This window comes from Pseudomonas sp. JBR1 (genome assembly GCF_028198185.1).
GTDB classification, from domain to species: domain Bacteria; phylum Pseudomonadota; class Gammaproteobacteria; order Pseudomonadales; family Pseudomonadaceae; genus Chryseomonas; species Chryseomonas oryzihabitans_E.
This window is the reverse complement of record NZ_CP116340.1, coordinates 4,269,105-4,287,161: the sequence shown is the minus strand read 5'-3', so window position 1 is coordinate 4,287,161 and position 18,057 is coordinate 4,269,105. Positions and strand designations below refer to the sequence as shown.

The window sequence follows — 18,057 nt, the reverse complement described above, 5'->3', positions numbered from 1 at the left end:
TTCGAAACCATCCAAAGGAGTACAGCATGAGTATCATCGCCGAGTTCAAGAAGTTCGCCATGCGAGGCAATGTGGTCGACCTGGCGGTCGGCATCATCCTGGGCGCGGCCTTCGGCAAGATCGTGTCGTCCTTCGTGGCCGATATCATCACGCCGCCGCTGGGCCTGCTGCTGGGAGGCGTGGACTTCTCGCAGCTGGCGATCACGCTGAGAGCGGCCATAGGCGACCAGCCGGCGGTGGTGATCGCCTATGGCAAGTTCCTGCAGACCATCTTCGACTTCGTGATCATCGCCTTCGCCATCTTCATGGCGATCAAGGTGCTCAATCGCCTGCGCCTGCATCAGGACGCCGCCCCCTCGGGCCCTACCAAGGACCAGGTGCTGCTGACCGAGATCCGTGATCTGCTGAAAGCGCAGAACAGCCAGGCGCCCGCGGCTCCCGTCGTCAAGCAGGAACCGCCGATCACCCCGCAGTAGAACCTTGCCAGATCCCGCCTCGCTAGGAGGCGGGTCGCTCCAGGCGGATCCAGCCGATCCGCCGATCCTTGACCGACTCCACCGTTAACTGCCAGCCCTGGTACTCCAGACGGTCACCTGCCATCGGCAAGCGCCCCAGCAGGTCCACCACCAATCCCCCCAGGGTCTGGTAGTCCTCGTTTTCCGGGATCTGGAAACCGGTGCGCTGAGCCAGGGGATGCAGATTCAGGCCGCCGCTGGCGCGATAGCCGTTCTCCACCTTCTCCAGCTCCGGCAGGCTGTCCTCGCTGGCGTCCGGCAATTCGCCGGCGATGGCCTCGAGGATGTCGGTCAGGGTCAGCAGACCTTCGAAGCCACCGAACTCGTTGACTACGAAGGCCACGTGGGTGGATGCTGCGCGTAGCTGTTCCAGGGCGCCCAGCACCGTGGCCTGGGCCGGCAGATGGATAGGCATCCGCACCCGGGCGCGCAGGTCAGGCGACTGGCCCTGGAGGATGTCGGCGAACAGCTCCTTCTTGTGCACGTAGCCCAGGGGTTCATCGATGTTGCCGTTGACCACCAGCGGCAGGCGCGAGTGGGCCGAGGCCAGCAGCTGCTCGTGCAGCCGTTCCGGCGGGGCATCGGCATCGAGGATGTCGACGTCGGCGCGAGCGGTCATCACCGCACGCACCGGACGCTCGCCCAGTTGCAGCACGCCGCTGATCATCAGGCGCTCGCGCCGATCGAAGACCGGACTCTCCCCCTTCTCGCCATCCAGCAGTTCGGCGATGTCTTCATCCACCTCGTCTTCGCGCAGGCGACCACCCAGGAGGCGCAGTACAGCCTGGGAGGTGCGCGCCCGCATGCCGAGACGCTCGTGCATCTGCCGCTTGCGCTTCCAGCGCACCACCTGGTTGGCTATCTCGATGAGGATCGAGAAGCCGATGGCGGCGTAGAGATAGCCCTTGGGAATGTGGAAGCCCAGGCCCTCGGCGGTCAGGCTCAGGCCGATCATCATCAAAAAGCCCAGGCACAACATGATCACCGTGGGGTGGGCGTTGACGAAGGCGGTCAGCGGCTTGCTCGCCACCAGCATCAGGCCGATGGAGATGATCACGGCGATCATCATCACGCTCAGGTGTTCGACCATGCCCACGGCGGTGATGACGGCGTCCAGCGAGAACACGGCGTCGAGCACCACGATCTGCGCCACGACCGGCCAGAAGGCGGCATAGGCGCGATTACCCCCGGTCTTGTGGGTGTGGCCCTCGATGCGCTCGTGCAGCTCGGTGGTGGCCTTGAACAACAGGAAGATACCGCCGAACAGCATGATGAGGTCGCGGCCGGAGAAGGCCTTGCCGAACACCTCGAACAGCGGTTCGGTGAGGGTCACCATCCAGGAGATGCTGGCCAGCAGGCCCAGGCGCATGATCAGCGCCAGTGACAGGCCGATGACCCGCGCCTTGTCACGCTGCGCGGGCGGCAGCTTGTCGGCGAGGATGGCGATGAAGACCAGGTTGTCGATGCCCAGGACGATTTCCAGGACGATCAGGGTGAGCAGGCCCAACCAGGCGGTGGGATCGGCGATCCATTCCATCAGCAGCGGACCTCCGTATGAGCGGGCCGAACGGCCACGGAGGAAAGAAAGCGGGAGGGGGTGTCAGCCGCACCCGGCCAGGGGGCCGGGGGCGGCTCGGATCTGTCACTGCTCATCGGAACTCGAAAGGTAGCCTTGGAATTTCCGATCCTAGAGCAAGGCGGGCCCAAAGCTAAAGGCCCAACCTTTTCCAATTGTGAAGAAAACGTAAAGACGCCCCTGTAGCCCCACAATTACCAGTAGTTTTCCACGGCCACCTGACCGGGCCGGCGGCTCAGGGCCAGCTGCAGATCACGGGTCTTGAGCAGCTGGCGGGTGTCATCGACCATCTCCGGATTGCCGCAGATGAGGATCCGCGAATGCTCGGGCGACAGCGTGACGCCGGCGGCGCGCTCCAGCTCGCCGTTCTCGATCAGGGTGGTGATGCGGCCACGCAGCGCACCCGGATGGTCTTCGCGGGTCACCACGGGCACATAGACCAGGCGGTCGGTAAGGCCTTCGAGGTGTTCCACTTGGCCGTAGCCGTTGATGACGTCCTGGTAGGCCAGGTCGCGGGCCTCGCGCACGCTGTAGACCAGCACGATGCGCTCGAAGCGCTCCCAGGTATCGGGCTCCTGCAGCATCGACAGGAAGGGCGCGAGACCGGTACCGGTGGCCAGCAGCCAGAGATCGCGCCCGCCGCCGAAGCGCTCGAGGGTGAGATAGCCATAGGGCTGCTTTTCCACCAGCAGCTCGTCGCCCTCGCGCAGGCGGCTCAGCTCGCTGGTGAAGGCGCCGCCAGGCACCACGATGGAAAAGAATTCGAGGAATTCATCATGAGGTGCCGAGACCATGGAGTAGGCGCGCCAGACGATGTCGCCATCGGCCTTGCGCACGCCCAGCCGGGCGAATTGGCCGGCGCGAAAGCGATAGCGCGAGTCACGCGTGGTCCTCAGGCTGAAGAGGTTGTCGCTCCAGGGCCAGACGGCGGTGATCGTCTCGCGGGTGAACTTGTCTTCGGTGGCGGTCATACTGGCCTCTTTTTCCCGATTGCTTAGAGCCTGTTTACGATCTCGCGAGCTAGCGCCAAACAAGGCCTAGGCGGCCCCGCGAAAATGGCTGAGGAAGCGGACCGGTCTCGTGCTCGCGTTTACGAGTGGTAAATGAGCATTCCGACCGGGCTGGCGACCCAGGCCATTTTCAACGCCGTTTGGCCGACGCGCAGCAGATCGTAAAAAGGATCTTTGCGCCATTGTCCCGCACTGGGCCGCCGATAAACACCGACAGAAACCATGCCTTCTCTCGTCTCGCCCTTCGCCACCCTCGAACTCGACCGTCAGCCACCGCGCCGTGACGATCCCCTGCAGGCCTTCGACGCCGCCGACGAGTACCTCCTGCAGCAGGTCGCCGAGCACGGCCTGGACCCCGCCGCCCGGGTGCTGGTGCTCAACGACGGCTTCGGCGCCCTGGCCGCCAGCCTCGCCGCCCATGCCCGGGTCACCTCCAGTGGCGATTCGCACCTGGCGGCCCTGGCGCTGGCGGCGAATCTGGCGCGCAACGGCCTCGCCGCCGATGCCGTGACCTTCGTTCCGGCCAGCGAGGCGACCAGCGGTCCCTTCGACTTGGTGCTGCTGCGGGTGCCCAAGACCCTGGCGTTGCTGGAGGAACAACTGATCCGCCTGCACGGCCAGCTGGCGCCCGGTGCGCGGGTGATCGCCGCTGGCATGCTCAAGCACCTGCCCCGCGCCGCCGGCGACCTGCTGGAGCGGCATATCGGCCCGGTGCAGGCTTCGCTGGCGGTGAAGAAAGCACGGCTGCTGTCTGCCACGCCCGAGTCGCGGCCGGCGGTGGCCTCGCCCTATCCCAGTCGCTATCGGCTGGACGCACCACCGCTGACCCTGGTCAACCATGCCAATGTCTTCTGCCGCGAAGGCCTGGACATCGGCACTCGCGCCTTCCTGCCGCACCTGCCCCAGGGCCTGGGCCAGGCCCGGGTGGCCGATCTGGGCTGCGGCAACGGCGTGCTGGCCCTGGCCTGTGCCCTGGCCAATCCCGAGGCGCGGTTCACCCTGGTGGACGAGTCCTACATGGCGGTGCAGTCGGCACGGGAGAACTGGACGGCGGCCTTCCCCGAGCGGCCAGCCGCCATCCTCGCCGCCGATGGGCTGGCCGAACAGCCACCGCGCTCGCTGGACCTGATCCTGTGCAATCCGCCCTTCCACCAACAGCAGGTGGTGGGCGACTTCCTTGCCTGGCGCATGTTCCAGCAGGCACGGGCGGCGCTGAGCGAGCAGGGCGAACTCTGGCTGGTGGGCAACCGCCACCTGGGTTACCACGTCAAGCTCAAGCGACTGTTCAAGCGCGTCGAACAGATCGCGGCCACGCCGAAATTCGTGGTGCTGAGGGCGGTCCAACCTCTCTGACATCCACCCAGGAGCGAGAGCTGCCCGCGTGCCTTCCCTGCCCCTCGATCTCCACTACGTCGCCCTGGTCCTCGAACTGATCGGCATCAGCGCGGCGGTGCATGCCATCGTCACGGTGCGCACCGCCCAGGGCGCCATGGCCTGGGCCATGGCGCTGGTGTTCATGCCCTTCCTCAGCCTGATTCCCTACCTGGTGTTTGGCCGGCGACGCTTCGACAGCTATGTGAAGGCGCGGCGCCAGGCCGACGAGGAGATGGCGCGCCAGGCCGCCGAACTGGACTGGCGGCCCTGGATCGCCGAGGCCATGGCCGCCCAGCAGTGCAGCGCAGCCAATCGCAAGCTCCGGGCCATGACCGCCCTCACCGGCACCCCCTGCGTGGCCAACAATCAGGTGCGGTTGCTGATCAACGGTGAGGAAACCTTCGCCGCCATCCTCGGTGCCATCCGCGGCGCGCAGAAGGTGGTGCTGGTGCAGTTCTTCATCATCCATGACGATGCCCTCGGCCTGGCCTTGCAGAACACCCTGCTCGACCGTGCCCGCGCCGGGGTCAAGGTCTATCTGCTCTACGACGCCATCGGCAGCCATGCCTTGCCGCGAGCCTATGTGGAAACGCTGCGCGAAGCCGGCTGCGAGGTAAAGGGCTTCAGCAACCGCCGCGGACTGATCAACCGATTCCAGGTCAACTTCCGCAACCACCGCAAGATCGTGGTGGTGGATGGCGAGGTGGGCTTCACCGGCGGCCTCAATGTCGGCGACGAATACATGGGGCTCAAGCCACCCCTGGCGCCCTGGCGCGACACCCACCTGGAGCTGCGTGGCCCCGCCCTGGCCACCCTGCAGGAGACCTTCGCCCAGGACTGGTACTGGGTGACCCGCCGATTGCCCACCCTGCTGCTGCCGGAACGCTACGAAGAAGGCGGGGTGCTGTGCCAGGTGGTGCCCAGCGGGCCGGCGGATGACCAGGAGACCTGCTCTCTGTTCTTCGTCGAGGCCATCCATTCGGCGCGTCATCGCATCTGGATCACCACCCCCTACTTCATCCCCGACGAAGCCGTGTCGGCGGCCCTGCGCCTGGCCGCCCTGCGCGGAGTGGACGTGCGCATCCTGCTGCCCTCGCGGCCGGATCACAAGGTGGTCTATGCCGCCTCCTACCTCTATGCCTTCGAGGCGGTGCATGCGGGAGTGCGGGTGTTTCGCTACGGCCCTGGCTTCCTGCACCAGAAGGTGGTGCTGATCGACGAGGACGTCGCCGCGGTGGGTAGCGCGAACCTGGACAATCGGTCCTTCCGCCTCAACTTCGAGGTCATGGTGATGGTGATGGACGTCCCCTTCGCCTGGGAGGTGCGCAAGATGCTGGAGCACGACTTCAGCCGCTCTCGCGAACTCACGCCCGAGGACAACGTGGCTCTGCGCCGCTGGCGGCGGGTAGCCATGCGGGTAGCGCGGGTGTTCTCGCCGGTGCTGTAGACCCCGGAACCCGCTCTGGGACGGTCCGGTCCGATGCCCCATGGCGCCACGCCCGGAGCGCCCCGTGTCCCCGGAGTCGCCTGCCATGCCATCCCCCTCGCCCCTGCGTTGTTTCTGTCTGCTGGCGGGCTTTCTGGTCCTGGATGCCACCGCCGCGCCGCGTAGCGTGCCCTCCCTCGACAGCGAAGACGCCGCGCTGAGCAGCGTGGAGGTTAGCGAGACCTCCGGGCGCTTTCACCCGCAACTGGGCGTGGATGCCCGCAATGGCGATTTCTCCCGCGGCAACTATGACGACGATGCGGCCAGTCTCGACCGCATCCCCCTGCATGTTCAGGCCGGCTTCGCCCTGGATCTGCACCAGGGTGCCGATGGCGTAGCCGATGCCTGGTTGGTGTTCAGCAGCAGCAACGGCTTTCACACCCCATCGGCTGACGAGCGGGTCAGCCCGAGACGCTGGTACGAGAGCAACAACCTGCTCGGCCTAGTGGTGTCGCCGGCGGAAGGTCTAAGGGTCGGCTTCGTCTATACGGTCAAGAGCAGCCCCAACGATGTCGCCGCCACTACCCAGGAGGCCAGCCTGACCCTGGCCTACCAGGCCGAGTCGGGCCTGGGCGCTTGGCGTCCGGGGCTGGCGGTGACCACCCGCACCCAGGGTGACAGCGGTCTCTATACCCAGGGCAGCCTTGAACCCGGGCTGGACCTCTCGGCCAGTGGCCTGCGCCTGAGCTTCCCCAGCGCCCTGGGGGTGGGCTGGAATGGCTTCTACGGACCGGATTCTGGCGACCGGCTCTATGCCCGCACCGGCCTGGCCTTGGAGCAGCCGTTCCGTTGGGGCGAGACGCGCTGGAGCGCCCGCGCCGAGGCCCTGGCGCTCTACCGTGACGGCGCCCTGCGCGACCTGAGCGGTCCGGAGGGGGAAACAGACAGCGTGGTGCCCCAGGTGACTCTCAGCCTGTCCATGGCCTACTAGGCCGCTCAGCCCAGCGGCGCGACCCCCAGGCCTTCCACCAGGCTTTCGAGCGCACGCAGGCCGGCCACCGAGTTGCCGTAGCTGTCCAGCCGCGGGGACCAGACGCAGATGCTCATCTGCCCCGGCACGATGGCGACGATGCCGCCCCCTACCCCGCTCTTGCCCGGCAGGCCGACGCGCCAGGCGAAGTCGCCTGCGGCGTCGTAGAGGCCGCAGGTCAGCAGCAGGGCATTGAGCTGGCGAGTCTGCTGGGGTGTCACCACCGGCTGGCCGTCCTGGGGGTTGACCCCACCGTTGGCGAGAAAGGCAAAGGCGCGGGCTACGTCGACGCAGCTCATGGCCAGGGCGCAGCCGTGGAAATAGACGTCGAGGACGTCGTCCACCTCGCTGGTGAGGTTGCCGTAGGCCTTCATCAGATAGGCCAGGGCGGCGTTGCGCGCCTTGTGGTCCATCTCCGAACGGGCTACCCGGTCGTCGAAGTTGATCGCCGGATTGCCGGCCAGGCGCCGCGCCTGTTCGCGCATCATCCAGTGGATCGACATGATGCGGGACACCAGCAGTTCGCAGACCAGCACGGCACCGGCATTGATGAAGGGATTGCGCGGCACGCCCTTCTCTTCTTCCAGCTGGGCCATGGAGTTGAAGGCATGGCCGGAGGGTTCGCGGCCGACGCGGGTCCAGATGTCCGGCTCGTCCAGGCGCTGCATGGCGATCACCAGGTTGAGCACCTTGGAGATGGACTGGATGGAAAAGGCCGTGTCAGCCGCTCCGGCACGCCAGACCTGGCCGTTGACATCGCAGACGGCGATGCCGAAGTGATCCGGCTCCACCTCGGCCAGGGCCGGGATGTAGTCGGCCACCTTGCCTTCGCCGAAATGGTGCGGCGCGGCGGCGGCGATGCGGTCGAGCAGAGGCTGCAGCTGATGGCGATCGAAGGGCTCTGGCATAGCGATTCCGAAGCGGACGGGGGCGCCAGTGTAGGGGCCGCGGCGCCCTCAGGCGAGTCCTGCGCACGGCGGCAGTGGCAGACGGATCTCGAAGCGGGCACCGCCCCGCGTGCCAACGGCCAGGTCCAGGCGACCGCCTTGATTTTCCACCGCGCGACGGCTGATGGCCAGGCCCAGGCCGAAGCCGCCGGTGGCGCGATCACGACTGCGATCCAGCCGGTAGAAGGGCTCGAAGACCCGCTCGCGATCGCTTGCCGGAATACCTTCACCGTCGTCCTCGACCGCGATCAGCAGCTCATGGCCCTCACCGCGAACCGTCACCCAGACCTCGCGCTGGCAATAGCGCAAGGCATTGCCCAGCAGATTCTGCAGGGCGCGCGCCGTGAGGCGCGGTGCCAGTTCGGCGCGGGCCGGGGCGGCGGCGAATTCCAGGTGCACCTCGACGCCGCGGCGTTCCTGTTCTTCGGTGAAGTCGGCCAGCACGCTGTCGAGAAAGGCGCTCAGGTCCAGGCTCAGGCGCTCGGGGGGCTGCTGGCTGCTCTGCAGCCGGGCGAAGGACAGCAGTTCGTCGACCAGGGCATCCAGTTCGCGGACGTGGCGGACCAGTTGCTCCAGCTGCCGCTGGGTCTCGGCCGGCAGCGGATCGGCCTGCAGCAGCGCCAGGCCGAATTCCAGACGCGATAAGGGCGTGCGCAATTCGTGGGAGACGGCGTTGAGCAGGTCGCGCTGCTGGACGATCAGCGCCTCCAGCTCCTGAGCCATGTCATCGAAGGCCCGCGCCAGCTCGCCGATGTCCGAGCGTGGCGAGATGGCCGTACGCTCGCCGAGATGGCCCTTGCCCAGCCGTGCCGCGGTACGCCGCAGCCGTTCCAGGTCGCGCCAGTGCGGGCGCAGCCAGACATAGAGACAGATCAGCAAGGCGGCGCCGATCAGGGCGTTCATCGCCCAATAGGTCAGGGCGATGTCGGTGGGCGCCTCGGGAATGCCGATCCACAGCAGGCGTTCGCCCGGCAGTGGGACCAGGGCCGCGCTGGGTTCGCCATAGTCACCCAGCCGCACCCGCCGCTCGCCAGCGGCCAGGGCCGTGCGCTCCTCCAGGGTGAGGGCCGGATCATCAGGTGCGACCAGGCGCAGGCTGATGGGCGCCAGCTCCGTGGCCAGTTCGTCTCGCAACGCCGGCCAGCGTTCCACCGGCGTGGTGGCGAAGGCGCGCTGTAACAGGCTGAGCGGACCGTGCAGCTGCTCCAGGGTGTAGCGGCTGTAACGCTCGTCGAACACCTTGAGCAGGGCCTCGGGCACCAGGTAGCTGGCGGCACCGTAGGTCACCAGCAGGATGAGGTAGAGCCGGACGAGGATCTTGAACATCTAGTGTGGCGCCTCAGAAATTCGCAAGAATTGGCGAGTGGTTTCGCTCGGTTCGGCGCTCCGGATGGGCCAGGCGCCACTCCTCGCCATAGCAGGGCAATGGCAAGAAGTGGCAACGACGCCCTGAAACAAGAAGTGCCGCCAACATCGTGCAGTTGACGTTCGAGACACCACGCTAATCCCACTCGGCGCGGCTGAGGAGATAGCCCTTACCCCAGACGGTCTTGATCCGCCGGGCTTCGCCGGGATGTTCCTCGAAGCGGCGGCGCAACTTGGAGATGGCCACGTCCACCGAGCGGTCGACACCGTTGAATTCGATGCCGCGCAGCTGCTGGATCAGCTGGTCACGGCTGAGCACCTCGCCAGCATGGTCCATGAGGATCGCCAGCAGGTTGAATTCGGTGGACGACAGCTCCACCAGCTGGTCCCGCCACCAGACCTGGCGTTCGCCTGGCAGCAACCGCAGTTGGCCAATGACCAGGCCGTCGTCCTGGGACGTGTCACCCAGCTGGCAGCGGCGCAGCAGGGTGCGGATGCGCGCCAGCAGCACTCGCGGTTCGCAGGGCTTGCTGACGTAGTCGTCGGCGCCGATCTCCAGCCCCAGCACCTGATCGTGGCTGTCGTCCAGGGCGGTGAGCATTAGGATCGGCAGACCGGGCTGGGCGGCGCGCAGCTGACGGCAGACCTGCAGGCCGTCCAGCCCGGGCAGCATGACGTCGAGCACCACCAGTTGCGGGCGCAGCCGCCGCACCGCGGCCAGGGCCTCGTCGCCGCGACCGATGACGGTCACGGCATAGCCCTGGCGGCCCAGATAGGTGGCGATGAGCTCGGCCAGGGCGGCGTCGTCTTCGACGATAAGCAAGGGGATCACGGCAGGTCTTCACGCGGGGAAAGCCCGAGCATAGCCGAGCAGCGGGCCGGCCGGCGCCTGCCTTAACACTCTTTCACAAGAGCGCTACAGACGTTTACAGGACCACTCGCGTGCGCCGCCTACCATGGCGCTCTCCTGGAGGAAGTCCCGATGTCCCTGACCCGCCCTGCCCTTGGCAGCCTCGTGCTGCTCTGTCTGCTCCTCGCCGCCTGCGACCGTCCGGCCGAGGAAGCCGCCGCCCCGCCCGCGCCCAAGGTGCAGGTGGAGAGGCTGCGGACCATGCCCCTGGCCATCGCCAGCGAACTCACTGGCCGCCTGGTGGCGCCGCGGACCGCCGAGGTGCGGGCGCGGGTCGCCGGTATCGTGCTGCAGCGGGTGTTTCGCGAAGGCAGTGAGGTCAAGGCCGGTGACGTGCTGTTCCGCATCGACCCGGCGCCCTTGCAGGCCGAGGTGGACAGTGCCGCCGCCGCCCTGCGCAAGGCCGAGGCCAGTGCCTTCCAGGCGCGGCGCCTGGCCGAACGCTACGCGGCCTTGGTCGAGAGCGAGGCGATCAGCCGCCAGGAGCAGGACAACGCCCGCGGTGCCAGCCTGCAAGCCGAGGCCGAGGTGGCAGCCGCCCAGGCGGCGCTCAAGCGGGCGCGGCTGAACCTGGGCTACGCCACGGTCACCGCCCCCATCATCGGGCGCATCGGCAAGGCGCTGGTCACCGAGGGCGCGCTGGTCGGCCAGGGCGACGCCACGCCGTTGGCGATCATCCAGCAGCTGGACCCCATCCATGCCGATGTCACCCAGTCGACCCGCCAGCTCAAGGTCCTGCGCGATGCGCTGCGGGACGGCCGGCTACAGCAGGTGGCGCCGGATCAGGCGCGGGTGACCCTGTTGCAGGAGGATGGCAGCCCCTATCCCGAAGAAGGCCGCCTGCTGTTCGCCGATCTCGCGGTGGACACCAACAGCGGACAGATCACCCTGCGCAGCCGGTTTCCCAATCCGCGGCACGACCTCCTGCCTGGCAGCTTCGTGCGGGTGCGCCTGGAGCAGGCGCGCATCGACCAGGGCCTGAGCGTGGCGCAGCGGGCGGTGCAGCGCAGCGTCGACGGCGGGGCCCAGGTCTGGGTGGTGGACGCCGAGAACCGGGTGGCCCTGCGCGAGATACGCCTGGGCCCGGTGGTCGAAGGCCGCTGGGTAGTGGAGTCCGGTCTCGCCGCCGGTGAGCGGGTACTGCTCTCGGGCCTGCAACAGGCCCAGCCGGGACTGGTGGTGGAGCCCGAAGAAGTCCAGGCCACCGCGGCGGAGGTGCGCTGATGGCCAACTTCTTCATCGACCGCCCGGTGTTCGCCTGGGTGGTGGCGCTGTTCATCCTGCTCGCCGGTCTGCTGGCCATTCCCCAGTTGCCGGTGGCCCAGTACCCCAATGTGGCGCCGCCGCAGATCGAGCTGTACCTGACCTATCCGGGCGCCTCGCCGCAGACCCTGGACGAGAGCGTGGTCAGCCTCGTCGAGCAGGAGCTCAATGGCGTCAATCACCTGCTCTATTTCTCCTCCAGCAGCAGCCAGGGCAGCGCCACCCTGACCGTGACCTTCCAGCCCGGCACCGATCCGGAGCTGGCCAAGGTGGACATCCAGAATCGCCTCAAGGTGGTGGAGCCGCGCCTGCCGCGGGCGGTCACCCAGCAGGGTATCCAGATCGAGGAAACCTCGGCCGGCTACCTCATGTTCGTCACGCTCTCCGCGACCGATGAGCGCCTCGACACCACCGCCCTGAGCGACTACCTGGCGCGCAACGTGGTCAACGAACTGCGCCGCCTGGACGGCGTGGGCAAGGCCCAGCTGTTCGGGGCCGAGCACGCCCTGCGCGTCTGGCTCGATCCCAGTCGCCTGGTGGCGGTCGGCCTGACCCCGGCGGACGTGACCCGGGCCATCGCCGAGCAGAACGTCCAGGTGGCGGCCGGCAGCCTTGGCGAACTGCCTGCCCCCGCTGGCCAGGAACTGACCGCACCGGTGCTGATCAAGGGCCAGCTCAGCGATCCTACAGAGTTTGCCGGCATCCTCCTGCGTGCCGGGGCCGACGGTTCCAGCGTGACCCTGGGCGACGTGGCCCGGGTCGAGGTGGGCAGCCAGAGCTACAACTTCGGCACGCGGCTGGACGGCAAGCCTTCGGTGGCGGTCGGGGTGCAGCTGGCGCCCACCGCCAACGCCCTGGCCACCGCCCAGGCCGTGCGTGCCAAGCTGGCCGAGCTGTCCCAGTATTTTCCACCCGGGATGAAATACGACATCCCCTACGACACGGCGCCCTTCGTCAAGATCTCCATCACCCAGGTCATCCATACCCTGCTGGAGGCCATGGCGCTGGTCTTCGCGGTGATGTACCTGTTCCTGCAGAATCTACGCTACACCCTGATCCCGACCCTGGTGGTGCCGGTGGCGCTGCTGGGCACCTGCGCCGTGCTCCTGGCACTGGGCTATTCGATCAATGTGCTGACCCTGTTCGGCATGGTGCTGGCCATCGGCATCCTGGTGGACGACGCCATCGTGGTGGTGGAGAACGTCGAGCGACTGATGGCCAGCGAGGGCCTCGACCCACGCGCCGCCACCCGCAAGGCCATGGGCGAGATCTCCGGCGCCATCGTCGGCATCACCCTGGTGCTCACCGCGGTCTTCGTGCCCATGGCCTTCATGAGCGGCTCGGTCGGCGTCATCTATCGCCAGTTCTCGGCGTCCATGGCGGTGGCCATCCTCTTCTCCGCCTTTCTCGCCCTGAGCCTGACCCCCGCGCTGTGCGCCACCCTGCTCAAGCCGATCGCCACGGGCACTCATGCGCGCGGCGGCTTCTTTGGCGCCTTCAACCGCGGCTTCGAGCGGCTGACCGGCAGCTTCGAAGGCTGGGTGGCCCGTGCCATCCACCGACTGCTGCCGAACCTCGTGCTGTTCGCCGCCCTGCTGGTGGGGCTGGTGGTGCTCTATGGCCGTCTGCCCGGCGCCTTCCTGCCCACCGAGGATCAGGGCTATCTGATCACCGATATCCAGCTGCCGCCCGGGGCCACCCAGGAGCGCACCCTCAAGGTGATCGAGCGCCTGGAGCGCCATTACGCCGAGGAGCCGGGCGTGGCCAACGACCTCGTCCTGCTCGGCTTCAGCTTTTCCGGCAGCGGCCAGAACGCCGCCCTGGCCTTCACCACCCTCAAGGACTGGTCCGCCCGCGGCGCGGCGGATTCCGCCGCAGCCATCGCCGAGCGCGCCAATGCCGCCCTGGCCGGCGAGAGCGAGGCCCAGGGCTTCGCCGTGCTGCCACCGCCGGTGGAAGGCCTGGGAACCTCCAGCGGTTTCGAGGTGCGCCTGCAGGACCGGTCCAATCGCGGCCAGGCCGCGCTCAAGGCGGCGCGGGACCAACTGCAGGAGAAGCTTGCCGGCAATTCCATCATCGCCTATGTGCGCGAGACGGCCCTGGCCGACAGTGCCCAGGTGCAACTGGTGGTGGATCGCCGCCAGGCCGCTGCCCTGGGGGTAAGTTTCGCCGCCCTCGGCGAGACGCTGGGTACCGCCCTGGGCTCCAGCTACGTCAACGACTTTCCCAATCGCGGGCGGATGCAGCAGGTGATCGTCCAGGCCGAACTGGGCACCCGCAGCCAGGTGGACGACTTGCTGCGGCTGGAGGTGCGTAATGAGCGTGGCCGCATGGTGCCGCTCTCCGCCTTCGTCAGCGCCGACTGGACCCAGGGCGCGGCGCAGCTGTCGCGCTACAACGGCTACCCGGCTATCAGCCTGTCCAGTGAGCCGCTGCCCGGTCATACCACTGGCGAGGCCATGGCCGAACTGGAGCGCCTGGCCGCGGAGCTGCCGCGGGGCTTCGCCCTGGAATGGACGGCGCTATCGCTGCAGGAACGCCTCTCCGCCGGCCAGGCGCCGGTGCTGCTGGGGCTGTCGCTGCTGGTGGTGTTCCTCTGCCTCGCCGCCCTCTACGAGAGCTGGTCGATTCCCACCGCGGTGCTGCTGGTGGTGCCCCTGGGGGTGCTCGGCGCGGTGCTGGCGGTGACCCTGAGAGGCATGCCCAACGACGTCTTCTTCAAGGTCGGCCTGATCACGGTGATAGGTCTCACCGCGAAGAACGCCATCCTGCTCATCGAGTTCGCCAAGAGCCTGCACGACGGCGGCATGGACCTGTACGAGGCCACCTGCCGTGCCGCCCGGCTACGCCTGCGGCCCATCGTCATGACCTCGCTGGCCTTCATCCTCGGTGTGGTACCGCTGGCCCTGGCCACCGGCGCCAGCTCGGCCAGCCAGCAGGCGGTGGGCACCGGGGTGATCGGCGGCATGCTCAGCGCCACCCTGGCGCTGGTCTTCGTGCCGGTGTTCTTCGTGTTGGTGCTCAGGCTGGTCCGGCGCTGGCGCGCGCCGGACCTCTAGCCTCAGGAGTTGAGGGGACGCTTGTCCCCCAGCAGCGCGACGTCCTCGACCGGTGCGGGTTCTGGCGTCCGGGCACCCACCCGGTCCGAAGTCCGCAGGCTCTGCGGCAGTGCCCAGAACAGCAGGCCGGCGGCCAGCAGGCTGGTACAGCCGATGAGATAGAGCGCCGGGGTGGTGCTGCCGGTCACGTCCTTGATGTAGCCCACCATCACCGGGCTGACGATGCCGCCGAACTGTCCCAGGGTGTTGATCAGGGCGATACCGCCCGCGGCACCGGCTCCCGCGCCGGCGAGCAGTTTCGGCGGCAGCGCCCAGAAGGCCGGAATGGAGGCGATGATGCCGGCGCCCATCAGCGCCAGGGAGAGGATCAGCAGGGTGGTGTGGTCAGCGAAGAGACCTGCGCTGAAGAATCCCAATGCCCCGGCGATCACCAGGCCGCAGACGAACTTGCGCCGCTCGCCGCTGGCGTCCGACAACCGCCCCACCACCACCATGCTGATGGCGCCGAAGACATAGGGCACGGCGGTCAATAGCCCGATGATGGTGGGACTCTCGGTGCCCGCACTGCGGATCAGCTGCGGCGCCCAGAAGTTGAGGCCGTAGGAGGCGACCTGGATCAGGAAGTAGATCAGCCCGAGCAGCAGGAAACCCGGCAGCCGGATCGCCGCCAGCAGCGAGCCGTGGGCGTTGTTTTCATGGCGGGAGATGCGGCTGGCCAGAAAGGTCTTTTCCTCGCCGCTGAGCCAGGGCGCATCACTGATGCGGTCGTGCAGCAAGCGCAGCACCAGCACGCCCAGCAGCACGCAGGGCAGGCCGCCGAGCAGGAACAGCCAGTGCCAGCCGCGCATGCCGAGCAGGCCGTCCAGCTGGCCGAGGATCAGTCCCGAGACCGGGGCGCCGATCAGCCCGGCAAAGGCCGAGGCCAGGAACAGCGTCGAGGTGATGCGGCCGCGGTAGCTCTGCGGAAACCAGAGCGTGAGGTAGTAGAGGATGCCCGGGGCGAAGCCGGCTTCCATGGCGCCGATCAGGAACCGCAGCACATAGAACTGCCATTCGGCGGTGACGAACATCATCAGCGCCGTGGCGATGCCCCACGAGATCATGATGCGGGCGATCCAGCGCCGTGCGCCGACCTTGTACAGCATCATGTTGCTCGGCACCTCGAACAGCACATAGCCGACCACGAAGAGCCCCGCGCCCAGACCGTAGGCGGTGTTGCTCAGTGACAGGTCGGCCTGCAGCTGGAACTTGGCGAAGCTGATGTTGATGCGGTCGAAGAAGGCGAACAGGTAGCAGACCATGATCAGCGGCATGAGCCGCCAGGCGACCTTGCGGACCAGGGCGTGCTCAGCGGCCGCGACGGCGGCGGGGGTAGCGGACGGATGCATAGCGATCTCCCGGGAGCGGCCAGGCTGGCGCTCCTTTGTTGTTGTAGTCAGGGCGAACGAAGGGTGGGCGGGGGTTAGCCACCCGCCGCAGGCGGCGGATGCAGGTCGCAGTTGCGCCCGGCCTTGGCCACCTGGCCAGGGGTGTCGTGGCCGAGCAGCGCCGGCAAGGTACGCGACAGCGCGATCAGTTGCTCCAGATCGATGCCGGTCTCCACCCCGATTTCCATGCAGAGATTCACCAGGTCCTCGGTGCAGATGTTGCCGGACGCGCCGGGCGCGAAGGGACAGCCGCCGAGCCCGCCGAGGGCGGCGTCGAAACGACGGGCGCCGGCCTCGTAGGCGGCCAGCACGTTGCTCAGGCCCAGGCCGCGGGTATTGTGGAAATGCAGGGTCAGGGCGGACGCCGGGATCAGTTCCAGCACCTGACGGACGATCCGCGCGACCTGCCGTGGATTGGCCATGCCGGTGGTGTCGGCGAGGGTGATGCCGGTCATGCCCAGCGCCAGGTAGCGCTGCACCAGTTCGAACACCCAGCCTTCGTCGATGCGCCCCTCGAACGGGCAACCAAAGGTGGTCGCCACCGTGCCGTTGAGCGAGACCGCCTGCCCCTTGGCCAGCTGCACCACCTCGGCGAAGCTGGCCAGCGACTGCTCGCAACTCATGCGCATGTTGGCCTGGTTGTGGGTCTGGCTGGCGGAGAGCACCAGATTCAATTCATCCGCACCTGCTGCCAGGGCGCGCTGGGCACCCTTGAGATTGGGCACCAGGGCGACATAGGTCACCCCGGGCCGGCGGGCGATGCCCTGGAACACCGCCTCACCATCGCACAGCATGGGCACGGCCTTGGGCGAGACGAAGGAGCCGGCTTCGATCCGCGAGAAGCCCAGGCCAGACAGCTGGTCGATCAGGGCGATCTTGTCAGCGGTTTCCACCCAGCTCGGCTCGATCTGCAAGCCATCACGGGGCGCCACTTCCTGGACGATCAGGCGCTCGGCACTCATTGCACCACCCCATCCTTCTTGAGCCGCTGGATGTCCGCCTCGCTCAGCCCCAGTTCGGTCAGCAAGGTATCGGTGTGCTGGCCGAGGGTCGGACCCTGCCAGTTCACCTGGCCCGGCGTTGCCGACAGCTTGGGCACTATGCCCGGCATCTTCAGGGTGGCTCCATCGGGCAAGGTGGTGTCCAGCAGCATGTCCCGCGCCTGGTAGTGGGGATCGGCGACGATGTCGGCGGCGGAATAGATGCGCCCGGCCGGCACCTCGGCGCCTTCCAGCACCGCCAGCACCTCGTCGATCCCCAGGCTACCGGTCCAGGCGGCGATGGCGTCGTCGATCAACTCGCTGTGGCGGGCACGCCCATCGTTCTGCGCCAGGTCCGCACGCTCGGCGAGATCCGGTCGGCCGATGGCCTGCATCAGCCGCACGAAGATCGGATCGCTGTTGCCGGCGACCACCACATAGGCGCCATCACGGGTGGGATAGGTATTGGACGGCGCGATGCCCGGCAGCGCCCCACCGGTGCGCTCGCGCACATGGCCGAGCATGGAGTACTCCGGCACCAGGCTCTCCATCACGTTGAATACGCTCTCGACCAGGGAGACATCGACCACCTGGCCGTCGCCCTGGCCGGTCTTGACCCGCAGCACCGACATCAGCGCGCCGATCACCGCGTGCATGGAGGCCAGGGAATCGCCCAGGCTGACTCCGACCCGTGCCGGCGGCGTACCTGGAGTACCGGTGGTGTAGCGGATGCCGCCCATGGCCTCGCCGATGGCGCCGAAGCCGGGTCTATCGCGATAGGGGCCGGTCTGGCCGTAGCCGGAGATGCGCACCAGGGTGAGCTTGGGGTTGAGGGCGTGCAGGACGTCCCAGCCGAGACCCAGCTTTTCCAGGGCACCCGGGCGCAGATTCTCGATGAGCACGTCGGCGCCCTCGACCAGCTGCTTGACCAAGGCCACGCCCTCGGCGGAGCGGAGATTCAGCGCCAGGGACTTCTTGTTGCGCGACTGCAGGTACCACCACAGCGAGGTGCCCTCGTGCAGCTTGCGCCACTTGCGCAGGGGATCGCCCTTGTCCAGGGCTTCGATCTTGATCACCTCGGCGCCGAATTCGGCCAGCAGGCGCGCGGCGAAGGGGGCGGCGATGAGCGTGCCGATCTCGATGACACGCAGTCCGGTAAGAGCCGTCATGCGGAC

General features: G+C 67.6%; 14 protein-coding genes. 6 read left to right on the top strand and 8 right to left on the bottom strand.

Annotated features, from left to right (window positions below; translation table 11 throughout):
- Window positions 1–26: 26 nt before the first annotated feature.
- The gene (gene mscL / locus PJ259_RS19850; protein ID WP_059313607.1) at window positions 27–476 is read left to right on the top strand and encodes a large-conductance mechanosensitive channel protein MscL; all 450 of its coding nucleotides are present in this window, start codon (window positions 27–29) and stop codon (window positions 474–476) included.
- Between the two features lie 22 nt (window positions 477–498).
- Here mscL and PJ259_RS19845 read toward each other — a convergent pair whose 3' ends face one another.
- Both PJ259_RS19845 and PJ259_RS19840 read right to left on the bottom strand, forming a co-directional pair.
- Window positions 499–2,052 (bottom strand): TerC family protein, encoded by a 1,554-nt coding sequence (locus PJ259_RS19845; RefSeq protein ID WP_059313606.1) that lies wholly within the window; start codon window positions 2,050–2,052, stop codon window positions 499–501.
- 233 nt (window positions 2,053–2,285) lie between these two features.
- Complete coding sequence (locus PJ259_RS19840) at window positions 2,286–3,062, bottom strand: ferredoxin--NADP reductase (protein ID WP_059313605.1); 777 nt, start codon at window positions 3,060–3,062, stop codon at window positions 2,286–2,288.
- Window positions 3,063–3,323: 261 nt separating this feature from the next.
- Here PJ259_RS19840 and PJ259_RS19835 point away from each other — a divergent pair, with 261 nt between their 5' ends.
- From PJ259_RS19835 to PJ259_RS19825, 3 genes are all read left to right on the top strand, one after another.
- The gene (locus PJ259_RS19835; protein ID WP_271653915.1) at window positions 3,324–4,454 is read left to right on the top strand and encodes a methyltransferase; all 1,131 of its coding nucleotides are present in this window, start codon (window positions 3,324–3,326) and stop codon (window positions 4,452–4,454) included.
- A 28-nt stretch (window positions 4,455–4,482) separates the two neighbouring features.
- Window positions 4,483–5,922, top strand: coding sequence for a cardiolipin synthase (cls, locus tag PJ259_RS19830; RefSeq protein ID WP_271653914.1), 1,440 nt, complete (start codon window positions 4,483–4,485; stop codon window positions 5,920–5,922).
- A gap of 85 nt (window positions 5,923–6,007) precedes the next feature.
- A complete protein-coding gene (locus PJ259_RS19825; protein WP_271653913.1) occupies window positions 6,008–6,892 on the top strand; it encodes a hypothetical protein in 885 nt (294 codons plus the stop codon).
- 5 nt (window positions 6,893–6,897) lie between these two features.
- Here PJ259_RS19825 and glsB read toward each other — a convergent pair whose 3' ends face one another.
- The 3 genes from glsB to PJ259_RS19810 form a co-directional block, all read right to left on the bottom strand.
- Window positions 6,898–7,812 (bottom strand): glutaminase B, encoded by a 915-nt coding sequence (gene glsB / locus PJ259_RS19820; protein ID WP_217265993.1) that lies wholly within the window; start codon window positions 7,810–7,812, stop codon window positions 6,898–6,900.
- Window positions 7,813–7,887: 75 nt separating this feature from the next.
- Window positions 7,888–9,204, bottom strand: a complete 1,317-nt coding sequence (locus tag PJ259_RS19815) for an ATP-binding protein (protein WP_271653912.1) — start codon at window positions 9,202–9,204, stop codon at window positions 7,888–7,890.
- 175 nt (window positions 9,205–9,379) lie between these two features.
- Window positions 9,380–10,075, bottom strand: a complete 696-nt coding sequence (locus tag PJ259_RS19810; protein WP_423815123.1) for a response regulator — start codon at window positions 10,073–10,075, stop codon at window positions 9,380–9,382.
- Between the two features lie 150 nt (window positions 10,076–10,225).
- Between PJ259_RS19810 and PJ259_RS19805 the strand changes: the two genes are divergently transcribed.
- Window positions 10,226–11,377 carry an efflux RND transporter periplasmic adaptor subunit gene (locus tag PJ259_RS19805; RefSeq protein WP_271653911.1) on the top strand — a complete coding sequence of 384 codons (1,152 nt, stop codon included), beginning with the start codon at window positions 10,226–10,228 and terminating at the stop codon, window positions 11,375–11,377.
- Window positions 11,377–14,475 carry a multidrug efflux RND transporter permease subunit gene (locus PJ259_RS19800; RefSeq protein ID WP_271653910.1) on the top strand — a complete coding sequence of 1,033 codons (3,099 nt, stop codon included), beginning with the start codon at window positions 11,377–11,379 and terminating at the stop codon, window positions 14,473–14,475. The genes PJ259_RS19805 and PJ259_RS19800 overlap by 1 nt, the downstream gene beginning before the upstream one ends.
- A 2-nt stretch (window positions 14,476–14,477) precedes the next feature.
- Here the strand turns inward: PJ259_RS19800 and PJ259_RS19795 are convergent, their stop codons facing one another.
- From PJ259_RS19795 to PJ259_RS19785, 3 genes are all read right to left on the bottom strand, one after another.
- A complete protein-coding gene (locus tag PJ259_RS19795; protein ID WP_271653909.1) occupies window positions 14,478–15,863 on the bottom strand; it encodes an MFS transporter in 1,386 nt (461 codons plus the stop codon).
- Between the two features lie 74 nt (window positions 15,864–15,937).
- Entirely contained in the window at window positions 15,938–16,864 is a 927-nt protein-coding gene (locus PJ259_RS19790) for a hydroxymethylglutaryl-CoA lyase (protein ID WP_271653908.1), read from the bottom strand.
- Window positions 16,861–18,051 carry a CaiB/BaiF CoA transferase family protein gene (locus PJ259_RS19785; RefSeq protein WP_059313595.1) on the bottom strand — a complete coding sequence of 397 codons (1,191 nt, stop codon included), beginning with the start codon at window positions 18,049–18,051 and terminating at the stop codon, window positions 16,861–16,863. Before PJ259_RS19785 ends, PJ259_RS19790 begins: the two co-directional genes overlap by 4 nt.
- Window positions 18,052–18,057 lie beyond the last annotated feature (6 nt).

Bases quoted from the DNA above. Each gene is read 5' to 3' on its own strand.
- PJ259_RS19815 (WP_271653912.1), bottom strand. From the start codon at position 9,204: ATGTTCAAGATCCTCGTCCGGCTCTACCTCATCCTGCTGGTGACCTAC.
- mscL (WP_059313607.1), top strand. From the start codon at position 27: ATGAGTATCATCGCCGAGTTCAAGAAGTTCGCCATGCGAGGCAATGTG.
- PJ259_RS19825 (WP_271653913.1), top strand. From the start codon at position 6,008: ATGCCATCCCCCTCGCCCCTGCGTTGTTTCTGTCTGCTGGCGGGCTTT.
- PJ259_RS19805 (WP_271653911.1), top strand. From the start codon at position 10,226: ATGTCCCTGACCCGCCCTGCCCTTGGCAGCCTCGTGCTGCTCTGTCTG.
- PJ259_RS19795 (WP_271653909.1), bottom strand. From the start codon at position 15,863: ATGCATCCGTCCGCTACCCCCGCCGCCGTCGCGGCCGCTGAGCACGCC.
- PJ259_RS19800 (WP_271653910.1), top strand. From the start codon at position 11,377: ATGGCCAACTTCTTCATCGACCGCCCGGTGTTCGCCTGGGTGGTGGCG.
- PJ259_RS19785 (WP_059313595.1), bottom strand. From the start codon at position 18,051: ATGACGGCTCTTACCGGACTGCGTGTCATCGAGATCGGCACGCTCATC.
- PJ259_RS19845 (WP_059313606.1), bottom strand. From the start codon at position 2,052: ATGGAATGGATCGCCGATCCCACCGCCTGGTTGGGCCTGCTCACCCTG.
- PJ259_RS19790 (WP_271653908.1), bottom strand. From the start codon at position 16,864: ATGAGTGCCGAGCGCCTGATCGTCCAGGAAGTGGCGCCCCGTGATGGC.
- PJ259_RS19840 (WP_059313605.1), bottom strand. From the start codon at position 3,062: ATGACCGCCACCGAAGACAAGTTCACCCGCGAGACGATCACCGCCGTC.
- PJ259_RS19835 (WP_271653915.1), top strand. From the start codon at position 3,324: ATGCCTTCTCTCGTCTCGCCCTTCGCCACCCTCGAACTCGACCGTCAG.